The 20,644-nt window shown below is 45.7% G+C and carries 17 protein-coding genes and 2 pseudogenes; 8 read left to right on the forward strand and 11 right to left on the reverse strand.

All coding sequences use genetic code 11. The features are described from left to right. Positions 1 to 13 precede the first annotated feature (13 nt). The 8 genes and pseudogenes from NST40_RS16005 (at position 14) to NST40_RS16040 (ending at position 10,242) form a co-directional block, all read left to right on the forward strand. Entirely contained in the window at positions 14 to 1,309 is a 1,296-nt protein-coding gene (locus NST40_RS16005; RefSeq protein WP_076217618.1) for a CapA family protein, read from the forward strand. 20 nt (positions 1,310 to 1,329) lie between these two features. Continuing rightward, positions 1,330 to 2,754 carry an amidohydrolase gene (locus tag NST40_RS16010; protein ID WP_342409710.1) on the forward strand — a complete coding sequence of 475 codons (1,425 nt, stop codon included), beginning with the start codon at positions 1,330 to 1,332 and terminating at the stop codon, positions 2,752 to 2,754. Positions 2,755 to 2,779: 25 nt separating this feature from the next. Then, entirely contained in the window at positions 2,780 to 4,198 is a 1,419-nt protein-coding gene (locus NST40_RS16015) for a M20 family metallopeptidase (RefSeq protein ID WP_341002740.1), read from the forward strand. 43 nt (positions 4,199 to 4,241) lie between these two features. Then, entirely contained in the window at positions 4,242 to 5,123 is an 882-nt protein-coding gene (locus NST40_RS16020; RefSeq protein WP_341002742.1) for a DMT family transporter, read from the forward strand. Positions 5,124 to 5,287: 164 nt separating this feature from the next. Further along, positions 5,288 to 6,712, forward strand: a complete 1,425-nt coding sequence (gene aspA, locus NST40_RS16025) for an aspartate ammonia-lyase (protein ID WP_341002743.1) — start codon at positions 5,288 to 5,290, stop codon at positions 6,710 to 6,712. Between the two features lie 16 nt (positions 6,713 to 6,728). Beyond that, complete coding sequence (locus NST40_RS16030; protein WP_076307877.1) at positions 6,729 to 8,129, forward strand: M20 family metallopeptidase; 1,401 nt, start codon at positions 6,729 to 6,731, stop codon at positions 8,127 to 8,129. A gap of 80 nt (positions 8,130 to 8,209) precedes the next feature. After that, positions 8,210 to 9,400, forward strand: a pseudogene (locus NST40_RS16035) (NADP-dependent malic enzyme); the annotation flags it as partial. A 23-nt stretch (positions 9,401 to 9,423) separates the two neighbouring features. Then, positions 9,424 to 10,242: an alpha/beta hydrolase gene (locus tag NST40_RS16040; protein ID WP_342409711.1), complete on the forward strand. Its 819-nt coding sequence runs from the start codon at positions 9,424 to 9,426 to the stop codon at positions 10,240 to 10,242. 1,016 nt (positions 10,243 to 11,258) lie between these two features. On the opposite strand, the gene NST40_RS16045 is transcribed toward NST40_RS16040, so the two are convergent. From NST40_RS16045 to NST40_RS16095, 11 genes and pseudogenes are all read right to left on the reverse strand, one after another. Next, entirely contained in the window at positions 11,259 to 11,792 is a 534-nt protein-coding gene (locus NST40_RS16045; protein ID WP_341002745.1) for a putative immunity protein, read from the reverse strand. A gap of 15 nt (positions 11,793 to 11,807) precedes the next feature. After that, positions 11,808 to 13,685 (reverse strand): asparagine synthase (glutamine-hydrolyzing), encoded by a 1,878-nt coding sequence (gene asnB / locus NST40_RS16050; protein ID WP_342409712.1) that lies wholly within the window; start codon positions 13,683 to 13,685, stop codon positions 11,808 to 11,810. 147 nt (positions 13,686 to 13,832) lie between these two features. Beyond that, positions 13,833 to 14,770 (reverse strand): annotated as a pseudogene (locus NST40_RS16055) (alpha/beta hydrolase). A 278-nt stretch (positions 14,771 to 15,048) separates the two neighbouring features. Next, positions 15,049 to 15,261, reverse strand: a complete 213-nt coding sequence (locus NST40_RS16060) for a DUF896 domain-containing protein (protein WP_036676956.1) — start codon at positions 15,259 to 15,261, stop codon at positions 15,049 to 15,051. A 62-nt stretch (positions 15,262 to 15,323) separates the two neighbouring features. Then, positions 15,324 to 15,740 carry a MarR family transcriptional regulator gene (locus NST40_RS16065; protein ID WP_254848917.1) on the reverse strand — a complete coding sequence of 139 codons (417 nt, stop codon included), beginning with the start codon at positions 15,738 to 15,740 and terminating at the stop codon, positions 15,324 to 15,326. Positions 15,741 to 15,929: 189 nt separating this feature from the next. Continuing rightward, a complete protein-coding gene (locus NST40_RS16070) occupies positions 15,930 to 17,024 on the reverse strand; it encodes a HAMP domain-containing sensor histidine kinase (RefSeq protein WP_342409713.1) in 1,095 nt (364 codons plus the stop codon). Between the two features lie 81 nt (positions 17,025 to 17,105). After that, on the reverse strand, positions 17,106 to 17,744 hold the full coding sequence (locus NST40_RS16075) for an ABC-2 transporter permease (protein WP_076184854.1): 639 nt from the start codon (positions 17,742 to 17,744) through the stop codon (positions 17,106 to 17,108). Positions 17,745 to 17,761: 17 nt separating this feature from the next. Next, complete coding sequence (locus tag NST40_RS16080; protein WP_342409714.1) at positions 17,762 to 18,397, reverse strand: ABC-2 transporter permease; 636 nt, start codon at positions 18,395 to 18,397, stop codon at positions 17,762 to 17,764. Continuing rightward, positions 18,390 to 19,259, reverse strand: coding sequence for an ABC transporter ATP-binding protein (locus NST40_RS16085; RefSeq protein ID WP_076190245.1), 870 nt, complete (start codon positions 19,257 to 19,259; stop codon positions 18,390 to 18,392). The genes NST40_RS16080 and NST40_RS16085 overlap by 8 nt, the downstream gene beginning before the upstream one ends. Continuing rightward, positions 19,256 to 19,636, reverse strand: coding sequence for a GntR family transcriptional regulator (locus tag NST40_RS16090; protein ID WP_076126630.1), 381 nt, complete (start codon positions 19,634 to 19,636; stop codon positions 19,256 to 19,258). Before NST40_RS16090 ends, NST40_RS16085 begins: the two co-directional genes overlap by 4 nt. A 156-nt stretch (positions 19,637 to 19,792) precedes the next feature. After that, positions 19,793 to 20,470, reverse strand: coding sequence for a succinylglutamate desuccinylase/aspartoacylase family protein (locus NST40_RS16095; protein ID WP_342409715.1), 678 nt, complete (start codon positions 20,468 to 20,470; stop codon positions 19,793 to 19,795). Between the last annotated feature and the right edge of the window lie 174 nt (positions 20,471 to 20,644).

Genomic DNA, 20,644 nt, shown 5'->3' on the forward strand with positions numbered 1-20,644 from the left:
GGGAGGGATTAAGATGGGAAGTATTTCTTTCATAGCCACCGGAGACAGCTTCATTACAAGGAGGCTGGCGAATCAGGGAGTAAAGTATACGGTTCTGGCTGAATTGATCCAATCGGCAGATGTGCGCTTCACGAATCTAGAAGTCACTACGCACAGGTATGAAGGCTTTCCGGGGGCGGTGAGCGGAGGCACCTGGGCGATTGCTCCGCCTGAGGTGCTGGCGGACCTTAAGGCATACGGCTTCAATCTGGTCGCCTGGGCCAATAACCACAGCCTGGATTATTCCTACGGCGGACTCGAAGCGACGGCTAAATATTTGGATGCCTACGGCTTCGTCCATGCCGGATGCGGAGAGAATCTGGCGAGAGCGGGGGAGCCCAAATATTTGGATACCCCCTCCGGTAGGGTGGCATTAATCGCGGTTACGTCCTCTTTTCACGAGTCGTGGCCCGCCGGAGAGCAGCGTGCCGATATGATAGGCAGGCCGGGGGTCAACCCGCTACGGCATGAAATACGGCAAGTGGTCACTGCACGACGGCTGGAGGAACTGCGGGCCATTGCGGAGGTTACCGGCATCAATGCTGAATACCATTATGCTGTGGAGAGCGGCTACCGTGTGGCCTTGCCGGAGGGACAGCTTCCCTTCGGGAGCTATATTTTCGAAGCCGGTGAGAAGGAAGGTGTGGCTACTTCAGCGCATGCCGGCGATATGAAGCGGATTCTTAAGGCTGTATCGGAAGCGGCTAGGCAAGCGGATGTTGTTCTGGTCAGTATCCATACCCATGAAATGCAAGGCGCGCACCTGGATGAGCCGGCCGATTTCCTGCGCGAGTTCGCACATGCCTGTATTGATACAGGCGCACATGCAGTTATTGGTCACGGCCCGCATAAGGTATGCGGGATGGAGATGTACAAAGAGAGACCGATCTTCTACAGCCTGGGAAACTTTATCTTTCAGAATGAGACGGTGGCGCATTTGCCCGCTGATTATTATACAAAGTTTGGCCTGGACAGTTCCCACGGAACTGCTGATGCGTTTGATCAGAGGGGGCAGAATGATACCCGGGGAATGGCCGCCAATCTGCGGATCTGGCAGTCCTTCCTACCCCGCTGGACCATGGAGAACGGCCGGATTATCGAAATTACGCTGCACCCCATTGAAATGGGCTTCGGCCTGCCGCGTTACCAACGGGGCTGGCCTGAGTTATCTTCAAGTGATGCAGCGCTTCAGGATTTACAGAGGCTGTCCAAGCCGATGGGTACGAACATCCGGATTGCAGGTGGAACCGGAAAGGTAGAGCTACTATAAGAGGGTTAGGAGTGACGGCCATGGGTACCATTGAAATTAGATCTGAAGCTATTGAGCATATCAGCGGAACGATTGAGCATAAAAGAGAGCTGCTGGCCAGTATAAACGACCGGATCTGGGAATTTGCTGAAACGCGTTATGAAGAGGCGCGCTCCGCAGAACTGTTCGCGCAAATTCTGGAGCAGGAGGGCTTTGAAGTAGAGAGAGCCGCTGGAGGAATACCAACCGCGGTAATTGGCAGCTTCGGCACCGGATCCCCGGTGATCGGTATCCTGGGTGAATATGATGCTTTGTTCGGTCTCAGCCAGGAAAAGGGCCTTTCCAGCAAGCAGCCGGTGGTGGAAGGCGGAAACGGTCATGGCTGCGGGCATAACCTGCTGGGCAGCGGGGCCCTTGCGGCAGTCATCGGGGTGGAACAATACCTGTTGGACCAAGGATTGTCCGGCACTGTGCGCTTCTACGGCTGCCCTGCCGAAGAAGGCGGGGGCGGCAAGGGGCTGATGGTTAAACGGGGCTTGTTCGAAGGGGTGGACGCGGCTATTACCTGGCATCCCGGTCCAGCCAATTATATTAATTCCGCTACGCTGCTTGCTACACGCCAGGTATACTTCCAGTTTAAGGGGCGGAGTGCCCATGCAGCGGCAGCCCCCCATCTGGGCAGAAGTGCGCTGGATGGTGTGGAGCTGACCAACATGGGGGTCAACTATCTGCGGGAGCATATGGAGTCTGACTGCCGGATTCATTATGCGATTACAAACACAGGCGGGATTTCACCGAACGTTGTGCAGGCAGAGGCAGAGGTGCTGTACAAGCTGCGTGTTCCCCGCTCCGAGCAGCTGGCAGATTTGTATGAGCGGATTGTGAGAATCGCCGAGGGAGCGGCTCTGATGACCGGTACTGAACTTGTGATCCGTCCCGACTCCGGCGCTTCTGAGCTAATCATGAACCGTACACTGGAGCGGGCAGCCTATGCGGTATTCCAGGAGATCGGTGTTCCTGACTTTGATGCGGCTGAGCTGGAATTCGCCTCCCGCATCCGCACGACGCTGACCGAACAGGATAAGCTGGATGGACTTCCTTCCGGTCTGGAAGGGAAGGCCCTGTCAGACCGGCTGGAGCCTTATTCCCCGCAGGACCACCTGGTCATGGGCTCCTCCGATCTCGGCGATGTCAGCTGGCAGATCCCGATGGTGCAATGTTATGTCGCTTCCATGGCCCTAGGCACACCGCTGCATACCTGGCAGGTGGTTAGCCAGGGAGCTTCGTCTTCGGCTCACAAGGCACTGCTCCATGCCGGAAAGCTGATGGGACTGACAGCGCTGGAGCTGTTCCTGCAGCCGGAAGTGCTTGAACAGGCTAAGGCGGAGCACCGGCATCAGGTTACGGGCCGCAGTTACTTGTGTCCGATCTCAGACGATGTGGTTCCCGGTCCAATCAAACGATAAATTCAATCTGATGGGAGTGGTATAGATGACCCCAATACAGGCGGAAACGCTAAAATTTATAGAAGAGTATATCGATCAGAAGCAGGAGCTGCTGATCTCTGTAAGTGACCGGATCTGGGAGTATGCCGAAACCAGATATGAGGAGCAGCAGTCCGCTGAACTTATGGCGGAGATTCTGGAGCAGGAAGGCTTTGAGGTCCAGCGTGCCGCAGGCAATATCGGGACTGCTGTTGTAGGCAGCTACGGGAGCGGGAAGCCGGTAATCGCTATTCTTGGAGAGTACGATGCCTTGTTTGGGCTCAGCCAGCACCGTGGAGAGAACGCGAATCATCCGGTAGTCCCGGGAGGCAACGGCCATGGCTGCGGGCATAACCTGCTCGGTACGGGCGCGCTTGCCGCAGCGATCGCCGTCCGGCACTGCCTGGAGCAGTATGGTCTTGCCGGTACGGTACGCTTCTATGGCTGTCCGGCCGAGGAAGGCGGGGGCGGCAAAGCTCTGATGGCCAGAAACGGCCTGTTCGAGAATGTTGAAGCTGCATTGACCTGGCATCCGGAGGCAAGGAACAAGGTTACCAATCATACCTCTCTTGCAACCTGCCAGGTGTACTTTAAGTTCAAGGGCCGCAGTGCACATGCTTCCGCGGCCCCTCATCTGGGCCGTAGTGCGCTGGATGCCGTCGAATTGATGAATGTGGGGTGCAACTATTTGCGGGAGCATATCATTCCTGAAGCCAGGCTGCATTATGCCATTACCAACAGCGGCGGCATCTCGCCCAATGTAGTTCAGGCGGAAGCGGAGGTGCTGTACAAATTACGCACTCCACGTTCTGAAGATCTGGCAGAATTGTATGACCGGATATGCAATGTGGCGAAGGGCGCTGCTCTTATGACGGGTACAGAGCTTGAGATTCAATTCGACTCCGGCTCCTCAGAGCTTATTGTCAACAAAACGCTGGAGAAGCTGATGTATGAGCAATTCGTCCAGCTGGGCGGACCGGTTCATAATGAGTCTGAGCTTCAGTTTGCGGAAGCGATCCGTAGTACATTGACTAGTCAGGAGCGGACATTCAATGTGCCGGCCGGGCTGCACGGCAAGGCGCTGGCAGACCGGGTGGAAGAATACGATCCGCAGACCTCCATGCTCTGGGGCTCCACAGATGTCGGAGACGTCAGCTGGAAGGTGCCTACGGTACAATGTGAAGTCACCTCAGTTGCACTGGGGACCCCTTTCCATACGTGGCAGGTGGTCAGTCAGGGCGGAATGTCCATAGGGCATAAAGGGATGCTGCAGGCAGGAAAGGTCATTGGCGCTACCGCACTTGAACTGTTCCTTCAGCCAGAGGTTCTGGCTGAAGCCCAGCGGGAGCATGCCTTGCGCTTGAACGGAAGAACCTATAAATGCCCCTTCCCCGATGACGTAACACCAGGACCTGTTAAGCGCTAACCTTAGGTTAATGCGGTGATACAGCAAGTAAGGGGAATGAACAATGAAAGTATCACGTGCCGGTACGGCTATGCTGGTTATGCTGCTGATTTTGATCTGGGGTGCTTCGTTTCCGGTATATAAAATTGCACTGAATTATGCTCCACCTCTGCTGTTTACAGGTATAAGGACCTTGGCGGGAGGGGCGATCCTGTTTCTGCTGATGGTTCACAAACGGAGCGCATTGAGGTGGAAGGCCAACTGGCAGATATATATTCTTTCTGCGGTCTTGAACGTCATTTTATTTTTTGGTCTACAAATCATGGGGCTTCGTTATCTGCCTTCCGGCATGTTCGCAGTGATTGTATATTTACAGCCGGTTATGGTTGGTGTGCTGGCCTGGCTGTGGTTAGGAGACCAAATGTCAGCCTTGAAGGTGACCGGATTTCTGGCGGGGTTCGCCGGTGTTGCTGTGGCAAGTATCCAGAACTTAAGCGGGAATGCATCTGCAGTTGGGCTGCTTCTTGCCCTGGGTACAGCAATCAGCTGGTCTGTAGGCACGGTGTACGTCAAGAGAGTCAGCGGCCGGGTAGACTTCATGTGGCTTGCGGCCATGCAGTGCTTAATTGGAGGAGTGGTGCTGACGGGTGCCGGTTCCATTACTGAGACTTGGAGCGGCATTGTATGGAACGGCTCTTTTTTAATAAGCCTCCTGTACGCGAGCGTGTTTGGAGTTGCTGTATCCTGGATGCTGTATTTCTTCCTGGTGAATGCCGGCAATCTTCAAAAGATATCCTCTTTCCTGTTCCTTGTCCCCATAGTTTCCGTAACCCTTGGTGCGTTGCTGCTGAATGAGCCGTTAACCGGATTTCTACTGGCCGGCCTAATGCTGATTGCCTTCAGCTTGTATTGCATCAACCGGCAGCCGAAAGTCAAAGATCCCTAAAAAAGAAGATAGAGAGATATAACTCTTGTTCATTTCTCACACTTGTGGATAGTTGCCCCAGTACCGTCCTATGGAACTGCGGACTAACCATAGCGGGAAGTGAACCTCGATGACGCTTCATACCCGCAGAGCTCAAACGCCCAAGTAATCTAGGAGGCAAGGAAATGACAGAGGAAGCATTTCGGATTGAAAGGGATTTTCTTGGAGAGAAACAGGTTCCGCTTGATGTATATTACGGTATCCAGACGGTGCGCGCCCTGGAGAACTTCCCGGTTACCGGTTACCGCATTCACGGGGAATTGATTGTTGCACTGGCTATGGTTAAAAAGGCGGCTGCAGCCGCGAACATGGAGCTCAAGCAGTTGACGCCGAGACTCGGCGAAGTGATTATACAGGCTGCAGGCGAGATTATAGCGGGACAGTGGCATGGTTCGTTCATCGTTGATCCGATTCAAGGCGGAGCAGGAACCTCCATTAACATGAATGCGAATGAAGTCATTGCGAACCGGGCCATTGAGCTTCTCGGTGGACGTAAAGGTGATTATAGGGTTGTTAGCCCAAATTCTCATGTCAACATGTCACAGTCAACTAATGACAGCTTTCCTACAGCGATTCACTTGGCGGTTCTCTCCATGCTGGAGAAGCTAATTGGAACTTTACACGGGCTGCATGCGGCGTTCGAGAGGAAGGCAGCGCAGTTCGATCACGTGATCAAAATGGGACGCACCCATCTGCAGGACGCTGTTCCGATCCGGCTGGGGCAAGAATTCCAGGCGTATGCCAGTGTACTGGGCCGGGACATCCAGAGGATCAGCAGAACGAAAGAGCTACTATATGAAGTGAATCTCGGTGCGACTGCTGTGGGGACGGGTCTCAACGCAGACCCGCAATATATTGTAAGAGCTGTGGAATCGCTTGCGGACATCAGCGGGTTCCCGCTGATTCGTGCGGGACACTTACCAGACGCTACGCAGAACACGGATGCCTATACTGAAGTGTCTGCTACTCTGAAAATCTGCATGATCAATATGTCAAAGGTAGCCAATGACCTGCGGTTAATGGCCTCCGGCCCGCGGGCCGGATGGGGTGAGATTACGCTGCCCGCCCGGCAGCCGGGTTCCTCAATTATGCCGGGCAAGGTAAATCCGGTGATGTGCGAGCTGGTTAACCAGGTGGCATTTCAGGTCATGGGAAATGATCATACGATCTGCCAGGCTTCAGCAGCCGGGCAGCTGGAGCTGAATGTGATGGAGCCTGTGCTTGTATTCAATCTCCTCCAATCCTTAACAATCATGAATCAGGCATTGGATGTATTTAACACCCGCTGTGTGCAGGGAATTGAAGCTAATGAAGAACGCTGCCGAAGTTATGTGGATCAGAGCGTAGGTATAATGACAGCGCTCAACCCGCATCTGGGTTATGAAACGGCGGCAAGAATCGCCAATGAAGCAATTGCCACCGGGAAGTCCGTCCGCGAGCTCTGCCTTCTGTACAATGTGCTGTCGGAGGAGGAGCTGGATCTGATTCTCAATCCCTACCAAATGACCGAACCCGGCATTGCCGGTAAGGAACGTTTGGAATATAGCTGAAAGTGACGTGAGGATTATGGATTATTATCAATTTATATCGGATATCATCGACCAGAAGCAAGGGAAGCTCACGGAGGCCAGTGATCAAATCTGGGACTTCTGCGAAACACGTTACCAGGAGCACCGCTCAGCGGAGGTCTTATGCAAGGTACTAGAAGAAGAGGGCTTCAGTGTTCAGCGAAGCGCGGGAGAGATAGAAACGGCTTTTGTGGGCACTTACGGCAAGGGGGCGCCTATAATCGCCATACTTGGTGAATTTGATGCCTTGTCAGGGATGAGCCAGGTTGCCGGTGTAACCTTCAAAGAACCTTTGCAAGAAGGTGCAAACGGACATGGCTGCGGACATAATCTGCTGGGTGCAGGCTCGCTTGGCGCTGCGGTTGCCGTCCGGCATTATCTGGAGAGAAGCGGCCTGCCGGGAACCATCCGTTATTACGGCTGTCCTGCTGAAGAAGGAGGCGGCGGTAAAGCCTATATGGCGCGGGCGGGATTGTTCAAGGATGTCGATGCAGCCTTTACCTGGCATCCATGGGATGAGAATCTGGCATATAACAGCAGAATGCTGGCCACCTGCCAGATCCAGTTCACCTTCAGGGGCAACAGCTCGCACGCATCTGCAAGTCCCCATCTGGGCCGCAGCGCACTGGATGCTGTCGGACTTATGAATGCAGGAGCCAACTATCTGAGAGAGCATTTGATTTCTGAGGCAAGGCTGCATTATGCCATTACGGATGCCGGCGGACACTCGCCCAATGTTGTGCAGGCCAAAGCCTCGGTATTGTATAAGCTCCGTGCTCCAAGAATGAGCCAGGTGAAGGAAATGATCCAACGGGTATGCGATATCGCCAGTGGCGCAGCCATGATGACCGGAACCCGTGTAGAACATCAGGTGGATGGTGCCTCCGCAGATCTGATTCCTAATTTCACCTTAAGCCGGGTGATGCACCAGTGCTTCACTGAACTCGGTGGTGCGGCTTTTACAGAAGATGAGCAGCGGTTTGCCCGGGGGATTCAGGACAGCTTCTCGGCGGAAGAAAAGCGCATAGTGCGGAACGGAGGCGGAAGGATTCTGTCGGAGCAGCTTCAGCCGTATTCAGAGGAGCAGGGATATGTGTATGCTTCGACAGATGTGGGGGATGTCAGCTGGATTGTGCCTACAGGGCAGGTCTATGTGACCACCTGTGCATACGGCACCCAGCCGCATAGCTGGCAGCTGGTGACACAGGGCAAATCTTCTGCAGCCCATAAAGGCATGCTGCTGGCAGGCAAGGTGCTGGCTGCTTCAGCTATACATGTGCTGCAGCATCCCGCAGTGATTGCTGCTGCGAAATCTGAGCTGAAGGAACAGTTGGACGGAGAGGTATACCAGTCACTGATTCCGCCGGAAGTGCAGCCGGCAGCAAGCAGAGCGGTCTAGCAGAGAAAATCGAGACCATCAAGAGTGTGAAGGGGTTGGAAAGAGTGAAGGACAACGGGATTCTAGGGACCATGAGCTTCAGCATGTCCGAGCAAATATTCGCAGCTCATCAAGGGGGGAAATTATCAGTAGAGCCTAAGCAGACTGTACACAACAGTGTGGATTTGGCAAGAATCTATACTCCCGGTGTTGCAGAAGTCTGCTCTGCAATTCATAGGGAACCGGATAAGGCCCACACATTAACTATCAAGAAGAATACCGTTGCCGTGATCTCAGACGGAACTTCCGTGCTGGGCTTGGGGGATATTGGGCCATATGCAGCCGCTCCTGTAATGGAAGGCAAAGCCATGCTGTTTAAACAACTGGCTGGGGTGGATGCTTTTCCGATCTGTCTGGACACTACCGATACAGAGGAAATCATTCGTACGATTCAAAGAATCAGTCCTATATTCGGCGGGATCAATTTAGAAGATATTAGCTCTCCAAGGTGTTTTGAAATAGAGCGCCGATTAGCTGATCTGTTGGATATCCCTGTGTTTCATGATGATCAGCATGGTACTGCGATCGTGGTGCTTGCCGGATTGTTCAATGCGCTGAAGGTGGCAGGCAAGCAGATCGATCAAATTCGCGTTGTCGTCAACGGTATCGGAGCGGCGGGAATGGCGATATGCCGAATGCTGCTAAGAGCCGGTGTCACCAGACTCGTCCCCGTGGACCGGGAAGGAGCTATCGTACTAGGCGGCCGTTATTCTCAGCCCATGTGGCAATGGCTGGCGGAGCGGCCAGAAGTGGAAGCCATTCCTGGGCTGCTCAAGGAAGTTATCAGGGATGCGGATGTATTTATCGGGGTGTCCAGAGGAGGGGTTCTTACGGCTTACGATGTGCAGTATATGGCTCCCGGCAGCATCGTCTTTGCCATGGCCAATCCGGACCCGGAGATTGCACCGGAGGAAGCTCTGCCTTATGTTCAAGTATTCGCTACAGGACGCAGTGACTACCCCAATCAAATCAACAATGCCCTTGTTTTTCCCGGGATTTTCCGTGGAGCCCTGGACTGCCGGGCTTCCTCCATTAATGAAGAGATGAAGCTTGCTGCTGCCTATGCCATAGCTTCAGCCATTCCGGATGCAGAATTAAGCCCGGTGAATATTGTTCCTGCTGTATTGGACAGAGAAGTCGTCGCGAGAGTGAGGGTTGCTGTGATTAGAGCAGCTGTTTCATCTGGGCAAGCGAGAGTTATGCCTGTAGACTTAATGGATGGAGTGTCGTAATCCAAATAATAACGGGAAGGGCTGTGTATTTTATTGTCATTAACTGCAAAATTGTAGGTGAAGGATTCCCGGTAGTTATTTTGCATGGCTGGTCTTTGGATCACAGCGTAATGTCTGGCTGCCTAGAGCCGAATTTTGTGAAACGGCAGGGCTGGAAAAGAATCTACATCGATTTACCAGGAATGGGAGCATCGAAAGCTCAAGCAAACATTCGTAATTCAGATGATATGCTGCAAGCGGTTCTTGACTTCATAACTTTACAAATTCCTGATGAACCTTTTTTGATCTTCGGGTATTCATACGGCGGCCTTATTGCACGGGGTGTTGCACATTATCTTCAAAAAGATGTACGTGGCATGCTCTTAATTGCACCAGTAATTGTAAGTGAACCGTCGGAAAGAAACTTGCCGGAGAAAAGAGTCATCAAGGCCGATAGTTCATTGCTGTCGCGTCTCCCCCTGGAAGATGCCTCTGAATTTGCTGCCGTGTCCGTTATTCAGGGAGAAGAGGAATGGGTCAGGTTTAATCGCGAAATTCTCTTACCCTCAAGAAAAGCGGATCACTCATTTTTAACTCCAGTCCGCAACAATGGATACGGGTTCACATTTGAAATGGACACTGATACAACGATAAACGAGTATCCTGTACTTATTATTACTGGTCGTCATGACCATATTGTCGGATACAAGGATGCATGGGGTATATTGGATGAATATCCAAACGGAGCTTTTTCATTGCTGGATTTGGCTGGACATCATCTACAAATAGAACAGCCCAATATATTCAATGCCTTAGTAAACAATTGGCTTGATGAACTTGAGAGCGGATATATAAATTGCTGAGTTATACCCTTGTAAGAGGAAATGAAACTCTCCACTTGATTTTCAAGCAAATTCCGGATACAAATAATTAGTAGTTTAAAAACAGCCTCCTATTACTACCTAATAGAAGGCTGTTTTAGTTTGTGTTGTACGAATCGTATAATATGGAATGTGGTTTTTATGTAGTGAATACATTGATCGATTGGCTGCCATTTTATCCCCAGTCCAGTGACACAAATCCTCCTACATAGTGAGTATCGAAATATCAGCAATAAGAGGAGTTGTGTAGGTACATTGTGTCACTGAGAAATACACAAAAGTGCCCACATTTTCGCAAATCGACATAAAAGTATAATTCAATTGCACGTCTGCTTATTTTAATAACGAAAAGTACACAGAAATTGAGCTTGATGGTGACAGATGGCATATAAATACCCAAGCAAATTTTAAAAATTACGATAAAGAAATCAAGTTGTTTTGGGATTGGATTACTCCGTATATTGAATACACTAATGGAGAAAAAATAGGCGAGGTATCAATAAATCGATATTCTACCGAAGAGGTTTATCTGAATGATGGAAAGGTCGCCTACCTTAAAAAATATGTTGTCTCATTAATGAGGAGGATTTGTGTCCTTTGAGCAGAACGAACGAAAGCAGGTATTCCCAAGCTGAAATACTATTCATAGACATATGTACAAAATACGGGTTTTGTGAGTAAGTAGTATATAAATTAATGGAAGCAACCAATTAGTTCCATAATATTACTAATTAACTATCCATTACTGATATCTAAGCAATGTTCAAAACTGTTCAAAATCACTGCCCTTTCCTAAGCAATTGATTCTTATTTAGAAATCGTATTATCTAAAACGAATATTAAGCTTTAAAGCTCATCAAGTCACGCATAAAACTTTAAGTACTAATAATGTTTTTATTGTTTGCATTAGATTACATAACTCTCGATCATATAAAAAGTCAACTATTCCCATTATTTAACTTTTATAATCATCCTCATACATGTTCATCTTTAAACCTTCAATTACAAAGTAACTCTTCAGCTATCCTTAATTGTCTTTCCCGTTCTTTAGTAGCTGCCTCTGCAACTGAAGAATGATCTGATATGTAATTCACCAGTTTTACTGCATAGTCACTGCAAACCATAGCGTGTCCTCGCATATGTCCAGTTGCAATGGCTTGTGCAAAAGAACGGGCAGTATACTTACTAGCCTCGGTTGTGGACTCTTTGGCCAATTCATTGACTATGAATCCAACTTTTCTTAAATCAAAGGCTCTCATCTCACCAGTTATACGCTTTTCTAGCGTTTCTATACCTAAATCAATCCGCGGGTCATTTACAAGCTGCTGGTCCAGATGATCCAGGTGCTCAACTGCTACTTTCAAAGCCCATTTGGCCAGAAACTTCTGCGGCAGCTCTTCAAGCGTTTCTTCAAGCCGATTTCTTAATTCATGGTTATCTACAATCTTTATCTTTGGACTAGTATAAGTAAACATGTTAGTTTCTCTTAATTGCTGTTCATGTTTATTCCATGCATATTCCTCAATATTCAACGAATCACTCCCCCATTACAACACGGCACTATTTAATTGCTTCAGATCTTCTTTTATAAAAAGAGTGTACCATACTGAAAAAATGTAAATTAGCCAGATTCTACGCGAATAGTCGCCTTTATTACTCCGATGCTGGGTAAACATCTCTTCGATGATATTCATATTGAATATTTCTTCAATGCCACTATAGCGGATTTGTTCAAACATTATATTTGAAATTGGAGTTTTGAGCCAATCACGAATGGGTACGGGAAATCCTAGTTTCGGGCGATTCACAATAGCTTCCGGAACGATTCCTTCCATAGCTTTACGCAAAGCAAGTTTTGTTGTTTTTTGCCCAATCCGATTGGACACAGGTATTTTACTAGCTGTTTCGAAAACCTCTTTATCTAAAAACGGGACTCTTAATTCTAATGAATGTGCCATGGACAGCTTATCTGCTTTTGATAAAATGTCTCCAGGTAACCAAAAATTCAAATCAATAAACTGCATTCTTGTCGTAGGATCTAGGTGAGCTGTCTTATCATAAAAAGGCTTAACGATATCCGTGGGATGTAAAAAGCTATTCTGAGCGTTTACCGATTCGTGGAGCAAGTTCATCTTGCCGCTTTTGTTAAAGATATTAGCATTTCCGAAAAAACGCTCTTCTAAAGGTGTCAGACCCCGAAGTAAATAATTTTTGCCATAAAAATGATAGGGATATACAGATAATGATTTTCGTAACGAATCCTTTATGAAGTTAGGCATCCAGGTTATCGGTCTTAATGCATTTGGCTCTCTATAGATTCTATACCCTCCGAATAATTCGTCAGCGCCTTCCCCTGATAGGACAACCGTTACATGTTCTTTGGCAAGCTGGTTTAGATGATAGAGTGCAATAGCGGAAGGGTCTGCAACAGGCTCATCTAGATGCCAGACCGTTTTCGGGATACTTTCAAAAAAGTCTTTTTGCGATAAAATGTGAAAATAATGATCAGTCCCCAGTTTGGCTGCCGTTTGATTTGCAATGATTGTTTCATTGTTCAGCCCTTCAAATCCAATCGAAAAGGTTTTTGTTGATTCTTCTGCTCTCATCATTGCAGCTATTGCGGTGGAGTCAATTCCACTGGACAAAAAACATCCTCTATCTACATCACTTTGTAAATGAAGGTTTACAGACTCTTTCAATTTCCACTGAATTTCTTCGGCATAGTCTGCTAAAGATCGTTCTACCGGTTGAAAATGGGGTTCCCAATATTTCTCGATCTTCATTTTACCATCCGAGTTAACCAATAATCGCTCCGCAGGTCCTAATTTATGAATGTGTTCAAACATCGTATCAGGATGCGGGACATACTGAAAAGTTAAGTAGCTGAATAAACTTTGATATTGAAGCTTTCTGGGTACCCCTTGCACTGCAAGTATGCTTTTAATTTCCGAAGCAAATAAAAGATTATTTTCGTCTTTGTAATAATAAAAAGGTTTGATCCCGAAATGATCTCTAGCAGCAAAAAGAGATTGTTCCTTAAGATCCCAAATCGCAAAACTAAACATTCCACGTAAATGATGGACACAGTCCTTGCCGTATTCCTCAAATAAATGCACAATGACCTCTGTATCTGATTGCGTCTGAAAGTGATGTCCTTTTAGCTTTAACTGATCTCGTAGTGTTTTATAATTATAGATTTCACCATTAAAAACAATCCAAAGGGTACGATCTTCATTCGTCATCGGTTGATTACCATCACGTAAATCAATTACAGACAATCTGCGAAAACCAAGTCCAATGTGAGAATCGAGCCATACTCCCTCATGATTGGGACCTCGGTGATTCATAACCCCTGTCATTTGTTTTAAGGTTTCTTCCTGTGGTGGCTGTCCATTATATTTTAATATTCCTGCTATTCCGCACATACTATGGTAGTCCTTCCTATAATAAAGATTAGGATATAGAGTGCCCATAATTGCTTTGATAAATTTATCATTTTTTTCTAAAGGATTCACTTATTTGAAAATACAAAAAAAGAAAAGCCTGTATTAGCAGGCTTTTCTCATTCATTCTTACTTTATCTCTCCCATAAAGCTTCTAAAGTTCTCGACGATATCTTTGGATCGGGTATGGTGCAAATAATGCTCCCCATCAAGCAACATCAATTTCCCGTGTAAGGAGTCTTTAATCTGTTCTTTATGCAGGGATTCCCAGCCTGGAACATCCGTATTTTCTTTCACTAGGAAGAAAATAACAGGAAGATCTTTTGGGAAATTTAATGTTTCCGTGGCTTTGAAATTACTTTTAAATTGCTCTGCTTCGCTGATGATATTAGGATTCATCATGTTTTTAAGTGAAATCATTCTATTTTGTTCTTTAGTTTCCTCATCATCACTTGGTGTAACGATTTGGGCTGGATTGAGCTTTACCAGCAATCTCATAAATCCTGAGTTTTTAAGCAGCTTATAGGTTCCTGATGGAAATTCTTCATCGTTGCCCCCTTGTGTGGGTACGCTGCTGTCGATGCCTACGAATGCACTAACTTCGTTTTCGTATTTGTTCACATAGTCCAGTCCGTAAATTCCCGCTATAGAATGTCCCATCAGAATATAACGATCTATCTTTAATTCTTGTAAAGCTTCATGAAGCTCACTCACGATATTGTCGACCGTTCGTTCTTTTGTGGTGACATCGCTTAGTCCATAACCAAACGGCTCAACTACTACAACTTTATAGAAAGGAGTCAGTTCATCTACAAGTGGTTTGAAATCAATTACGGGTGATGCGGTTCCAAACCCTGGGAGTAACACGACTGTTTCCTTGCCTTGCCCTTGTATGGTAACATTCATCTTTTTCCCGTCGACAGGTACAAGCTGACCATAGGGTCTATTTTTCCTTTCTCCACTTTATTGCTGATCACATTGACTGTAAAAACGATGACCAGAAAAAGTGCTAGGAGTATGACTATAGCGACTATTACTTTAAGTAAAATTAATAATGTTTTTTTCATACTTTCATTTCCTTCCTTGATGTTTCTTTTAGTTTCTCCAATTTCTGCACCCCTTCATGTTATCCCTTATCTTTTGTCTATTTCATTCTAACAATCCAGTCTTAGATCCTCTGTAACGCAAGTTTAATTGATTCTTAACTTTCACCAGCTCCTAAGGATAACGAATTAAGCTTCTGTTAAGATTTATATAACAAAAAACACCTTTAGATATCCCTCAATTAACCATAGGCTAATCTAACGTTATCTAAAGGTGTAGTTTCCACTTATTAGTTCATTGATTATTTACGCGCTGCACGAAGCTTCTCAGGGGTTACATCGTTTCCATCCGGATCTAAAATTGTCACGCCAGAAAGACTGTTACGAACTTGTCCACGAATTTCACGCAGATAGTCTTCACGCAATGCGATCTGTTCAACCCATTCGCCTTGTGTCAAGCCTACTTCACGTTCTTTCTTAGCTAATTCATTGATGCGAGTCAAACTTGTAATCATCTATGTTCCTCTTTTCTTAGTTTTAATTAGCTTACTAATGGTTATGGCGATTAGTTTCAGATTCAAGCTAAATTATCGGCCATTTGTTTCATAAGTCTTCTTAATAATAAACGCTCTTCAGGTATAATTCCGGCTAGTAATTTATCCAGCTGTTTGTTCCAGATCTGTTCCACAGGTTCGCAGAGATTACGTCCGGCTGGGGTTAGATACACTCGGCTAACTCTGCCATCTTCAGGATCTCTTTTTCGAACAACAAACCCATGATTTTCAAGAGATTTCACCATATTTGTTATGGTTGGAGGCTCACAATTCAAGCGTTCACTTAGCTGTATCTGTGTCATTCCATCTGTTCTCCATAACCGGCATAATAACTGTTCTTGACCCACATGAAGATTAAGTTCTCTAAGCAGCTCTGCATAATCTCTACGCATTTCCGCTGATATTCTATCCAGTAGTTCCCTTATCTCATCTTCTATCACAGATATTTCCTCCGTACTGCCTTACAAATTACTTAGCAAGCTAATAATATCACGATTTATTAAAAATTTCAAATAAATGTCCGGTAACGTTCATCCTGTTTGCTGACCAAACCATTAAAAAAGGAGTAAAACCACAAGATCACATAGATCTCGGTTTTACTCCTGCTCAGTCGACACTTGACTTCGTTCTCAATTATTTTGTGGAAGCCGCACTTCAAACATCGTCCGCACTACACTGCTTTGTGCAGAAACTGTTCCAGCATGTTGTTCCACAATGTTTTTAGTGATAAATAAGCCCAGTCCCGTACTCCCTGTGGGATGCGTTCGCGCTCGATCCCCGGTGTAGAACATATCAAAAATACGCGGCAGCTCTTCCGGATCAATACAATCTCCATAGTTAATGATCTCAATAACGACTTCATTTTCCTCTAAATACCCATGAATATCAATAAATTGACCGTCGCTTCCATATCGCGCTGCGTTGGTGAGGAGATTCTCAAATACACGTGCCAGCAGCTCACCGTCACCCTCTATCTTCAGAGGTTGGGTTGCATCCAAGCGGGAAGTAAGACCATTTTTCTCAAAAACGGGATATAACTCTTCATTTAACTGCAAAAGAAGCTCACTCAGGTCGATCGAGGTTTTTTCAAGCGTAAGCTTACCATAGTTCATTCTTGTGATTTCAAATAGCTCATCAATTAATTTTTCCAAACGTTGAGATTTAGTATAAGCGATCGTTGTATAATGTCTGGTCTGTTCTGGCGTTAATTCATTGTCCTTCAGGATAAAATCCAAATAACCTATAACCGAGGTAAGTGGTGTACGCAGATCATGTGCCAGATTTAATACAAGTTGATCTTTACTGCTCTCCGCAAAGTCGCCCCGCTCAATAGCTTCCTGAAGATGGTCAATAGCCAGATTGATATCATGGCCAATAAGGCCGAATTCATCTTTAGATGGGATATCTACCCGCTCCGAGAAATCACCTGACGCCAGCTGATGGATCCCTTTCGAGATTTCCTTGAAATAATTTGCATATGGTTTAGTAAATATAAAAAAGAATAAGATGGCCAAAGGAATGAAGATAATCAAAAACGCATTAACATCACCGATATCCCGCATCAAGTAGCGAACTTTAGTCAATGGATTTTCTAATAAGACCTCTGATCGATAATATCTCTGCAGAATTTTATAGATTGAAAAGGTAATTCCACCGGATACAAGCATACTGGCCATCAGCAGCATAATCATTTTTGTGCGAAAGCTATAGATCATTTTAGGCATTGGTTGTATACCCTTCCCCTACTATTTATCTTTGTAGTGACAATGGTATATGAATTCATTCAAAATCTCAAATCCTTCGAATCAAAGATCTTTCCGCACAAAAATCCGCAGAGAAATGATATATGAACAGCTAAGCAAGAATACATAAGCCAGACCTAGGATTATAAAGGGAATGACCGTACCTTTCACTCCAAAACTCAACCATCTGTTCACATCAGGTATCCACTGGATCAAAAAGCTAAACACGTTCGGTCCAAACATAACAATCATCATAAAAACAAGATTAACCACTTGCGCTCCCTTTGCCCCTAACCAGTAATGAATCGGTAAATAAAGCATCGCAAGGAGAGGGAAAATGGATAACGTAATACCAACCTCTTGCCAAAAATGAGGGGTTACGGCTTTACCTGTTACAATAATCAGGAGATAGGTAAAGGACGTGGCTGCCAGCCCAACAAGCGCATACGGAAGGATCGAAAAATATTTGGCACGGACAAGCTCTTGTCTCCTTACAGGGAGATTAACGAGAAACCGTTGCGTCATCTGCTGAGTATCCATTGAGCAGGAGCTTATCAATAACAGCATGGGTGGCATTACCGTAAATAAACTGAAGCTATGATAGTTCGAGTAAGCTATAAAAATAAAAAAGGGGATTAGCAGCATCAGAAATTTACGCAGAAGAATGAAGTCTTTTTGAATTAAAAAAAATGATTTATACACTTTACGTCCTCCTTAGCTTATAACTCTTCCTTGCTAAACAATCGTAGTGAAATCCTATAAGAGCAGTACAATATGGAGAGATAAACAATCCCTATCAAACCAATCGGCAACAGATGATCCTGCAGCTTTATGTCGGTAATTGTTAAGAAAAAGGATGAATTTGAGAGTGAAGATCCAGTGTTCAGGGTGGTAATCGTTATTACTACATTAAAAAGGATATTGAAGTAATAGTTTTTGGAACCAAGCCAATAATGAATCGGCAGATAAATAGACGCAGCCAAAGGAATCATAAGTAACGTTAAAGATACCCCTATCCAATAAAACGGGCTAATGGAATATCCAAATGAAAAGGAAATTAGTAACAAAGCTAAAGAGCAGACCAAACCGATGAAACAATAAGGAACAAGTGATAAGTATTTAGCCAAGATAATCTCTTGCCGTCTTACTGGTAACCCTATCACAAACTTTGTGTTGTTATTCTGTGCATCCATAGAACAGGAGTATACGAGCAACAGTAAAGATTGAAATGTAGCAAACATGCTGGAGTTATCCAGTTGAACATATGCGATGAACAAGATACTCAAGAGAAATACAGGGATAAAATTCCGCAGGAGAATAAAGTCTTTTCGAATCAGCAACAAGAGATTAAACATACAAAGCGTTTCCCTTTACCGTAAAATACATGATTTCTTCCAGAGTAGGTGTTTCGCATATGGCATGGTCTCTAAAGAAGTGTTCCCCCTCAGAGCGATTGTTCAGAAGCCCCTCGAAACCAACTTCCGTCTCTCTAAGCCCGATGAACCATTTTCGTACATCCCGATCAAGCAACTCTTTATTGCCTTTTACCAGCATGTATTTGTTGGCTAGAGATTCTTTCATTTCATTAAATACTAGGTGCCCTTCGTTCACAAAAACAATATAGTCCGCGATCCGGTCCAAATCAGTCGTATTATGCGTTGAAAAAAGAATAGACTTCTTCTCATCCTGGATATGCTCACTAAGCAAATCAAGCAACTCTCTTCGGAATATAGGATCAAGTCCTGCAGTAGGTTCATCCATAATGAGCAGATCTGCACCATGTGATAAGGCAATGGCGAGCGAATACTTCATTTTCATTCCTTTGGAGAGCTCCTTAATCTTTTTCCGCGGGGAAAGCTTGAACATCTCTATGTATTTCCTATACGTTTCTTGATCCCAACGACTATAAAAAGGAGCAATAATCTTACTCATCTGATCGATGGTTAATTGATCGTAAAAGTAATTCTCATCGGAGACATAGCCAATCCGATCCTTATTCTCTGCTTCATGGATAGACATCTCCTGGTCAAAAATCTTGACGCTGCCATGATCAGGAAACACCATCCCCATCATCATTTTTATTAATGTTGTTTTCCCTGCCCCATTCGGTCCAATTAGCCCCGTGATATACCCTTCTTTGATACCGAACGTAAGTTCGCATAGGCTAAAATGGCCATATTTTTTAGATATTTGGTCCAATTGAATGACTTCTTTCATTCTGTCTCCTCCTCATAAAGCAATTTCAACATCTCACTAAACTCAGCAAAATTAATCCCCAGCATTTTACTCTCGTCGATAATCTCCTTCATTTTGTTCTCCATAATCCGTAGCCGTTGTTCCCGAATAAACTCCTGATCTGCACCAGAAACAAAGGAACCTTTCCCCACAATTGAATTGATAAGCCCTTCTCTCTCCAGTTCTTCATAGGCTCGTTTCGTTGTAATTACGCTAATCTGCAGCTCTTTGGCTAATAGCCGGATAGAAGGTAATGGGGTGCCAGACACTAACTCTCCTTGCAGAATCATCTGGCGGATCTGGCTGACAATCTGTGCATAGATGGGTTCACCGGAAGTGTTGGATATCAATATGTTCATGTAATCGTGCCCTCACTCCTAGTTTATGTGTTATCAATGTATATATGTAATATATACACTATACCCATTGTTGTCAATTACCTTTCTTGTATCGGCAAAAAAGCTGATTCCTAGGATCTAAGAACCAGCTAACACAGTTATCAGATATTTTCTCTATCACAATAATCCCGCACTTTTTAAAAAACGGCTAACAATATCTATCTGATAGCGAATCCGTAGCTCACGATCAAGGCTCCAGCAGGTTTCCACAGTAAATGCTTTAGCCCCTAATATACGGGTAACGGCTGCCCTTGAGGAGCCGGGGCGCTCCCGTAAACGGATATTAAAATGATAAGCGGTTTTGGGAATCGTTCGATTAATGCCTTTGATGACACGTTTTGCTGTACCTGTTCCTCGGCTTCCCGGAGTGACGATGATCGACTGGCCAAGTCGCTTCGGATTTTTTTGTGACAACCCATTTGCTTCATGAAGATCCAGAAACCAGGTGGGACGATATCTTAGTACTAGCTGTAGCAAAGCTGAAGCTAATGGATGTTTTGCCGCTGTTTTGCTAGAACGTGGAAAGGTGCGGTTTAAATCGGGTACACCTCTGATCCGTTTGCGGTAAGCTTTTTGATTCATTAGAGGTACTACAATGATCGTGCCCCGGTGTATATACAACCTTCTCTGGTTAAAACGTTCTACAATGATCTGTGCGGCACGAATACTTCCTGTCTCCTTCCCATGTATCCCCGACACCACCATAAAGACAGGACCAGGAAGCTCACCTCTAATCACATAATAAGGAGTAGCATAAGCTGTGGACGATGCTAAGGTATAGCTTTCAACGATCATAAAGGATCACCTCCACATTTAGATAATCCATATATGTGTATTCCGATGTCCCCCAGTTGTCCTAGACAGATAAGCAAGAAGAAACGACGTGGTCTTTTTTAAAGATAGCATTCGTTTTTCGTAGAAATACAATCAAAAAAAGCCTGATTTCTCAGGCTTCCTTAGTCCTAACTA

Source organism: Paenibacillus sp. FSL R10-2778 (genome assembly GCF_038593035.1).
Lineage (GTDB): Bacteria > Bacillota > Bacilli > Paenibacillales > Paenibacillaceae > Paenibacillus_AQ > Paenibacillus_AQ odorifer.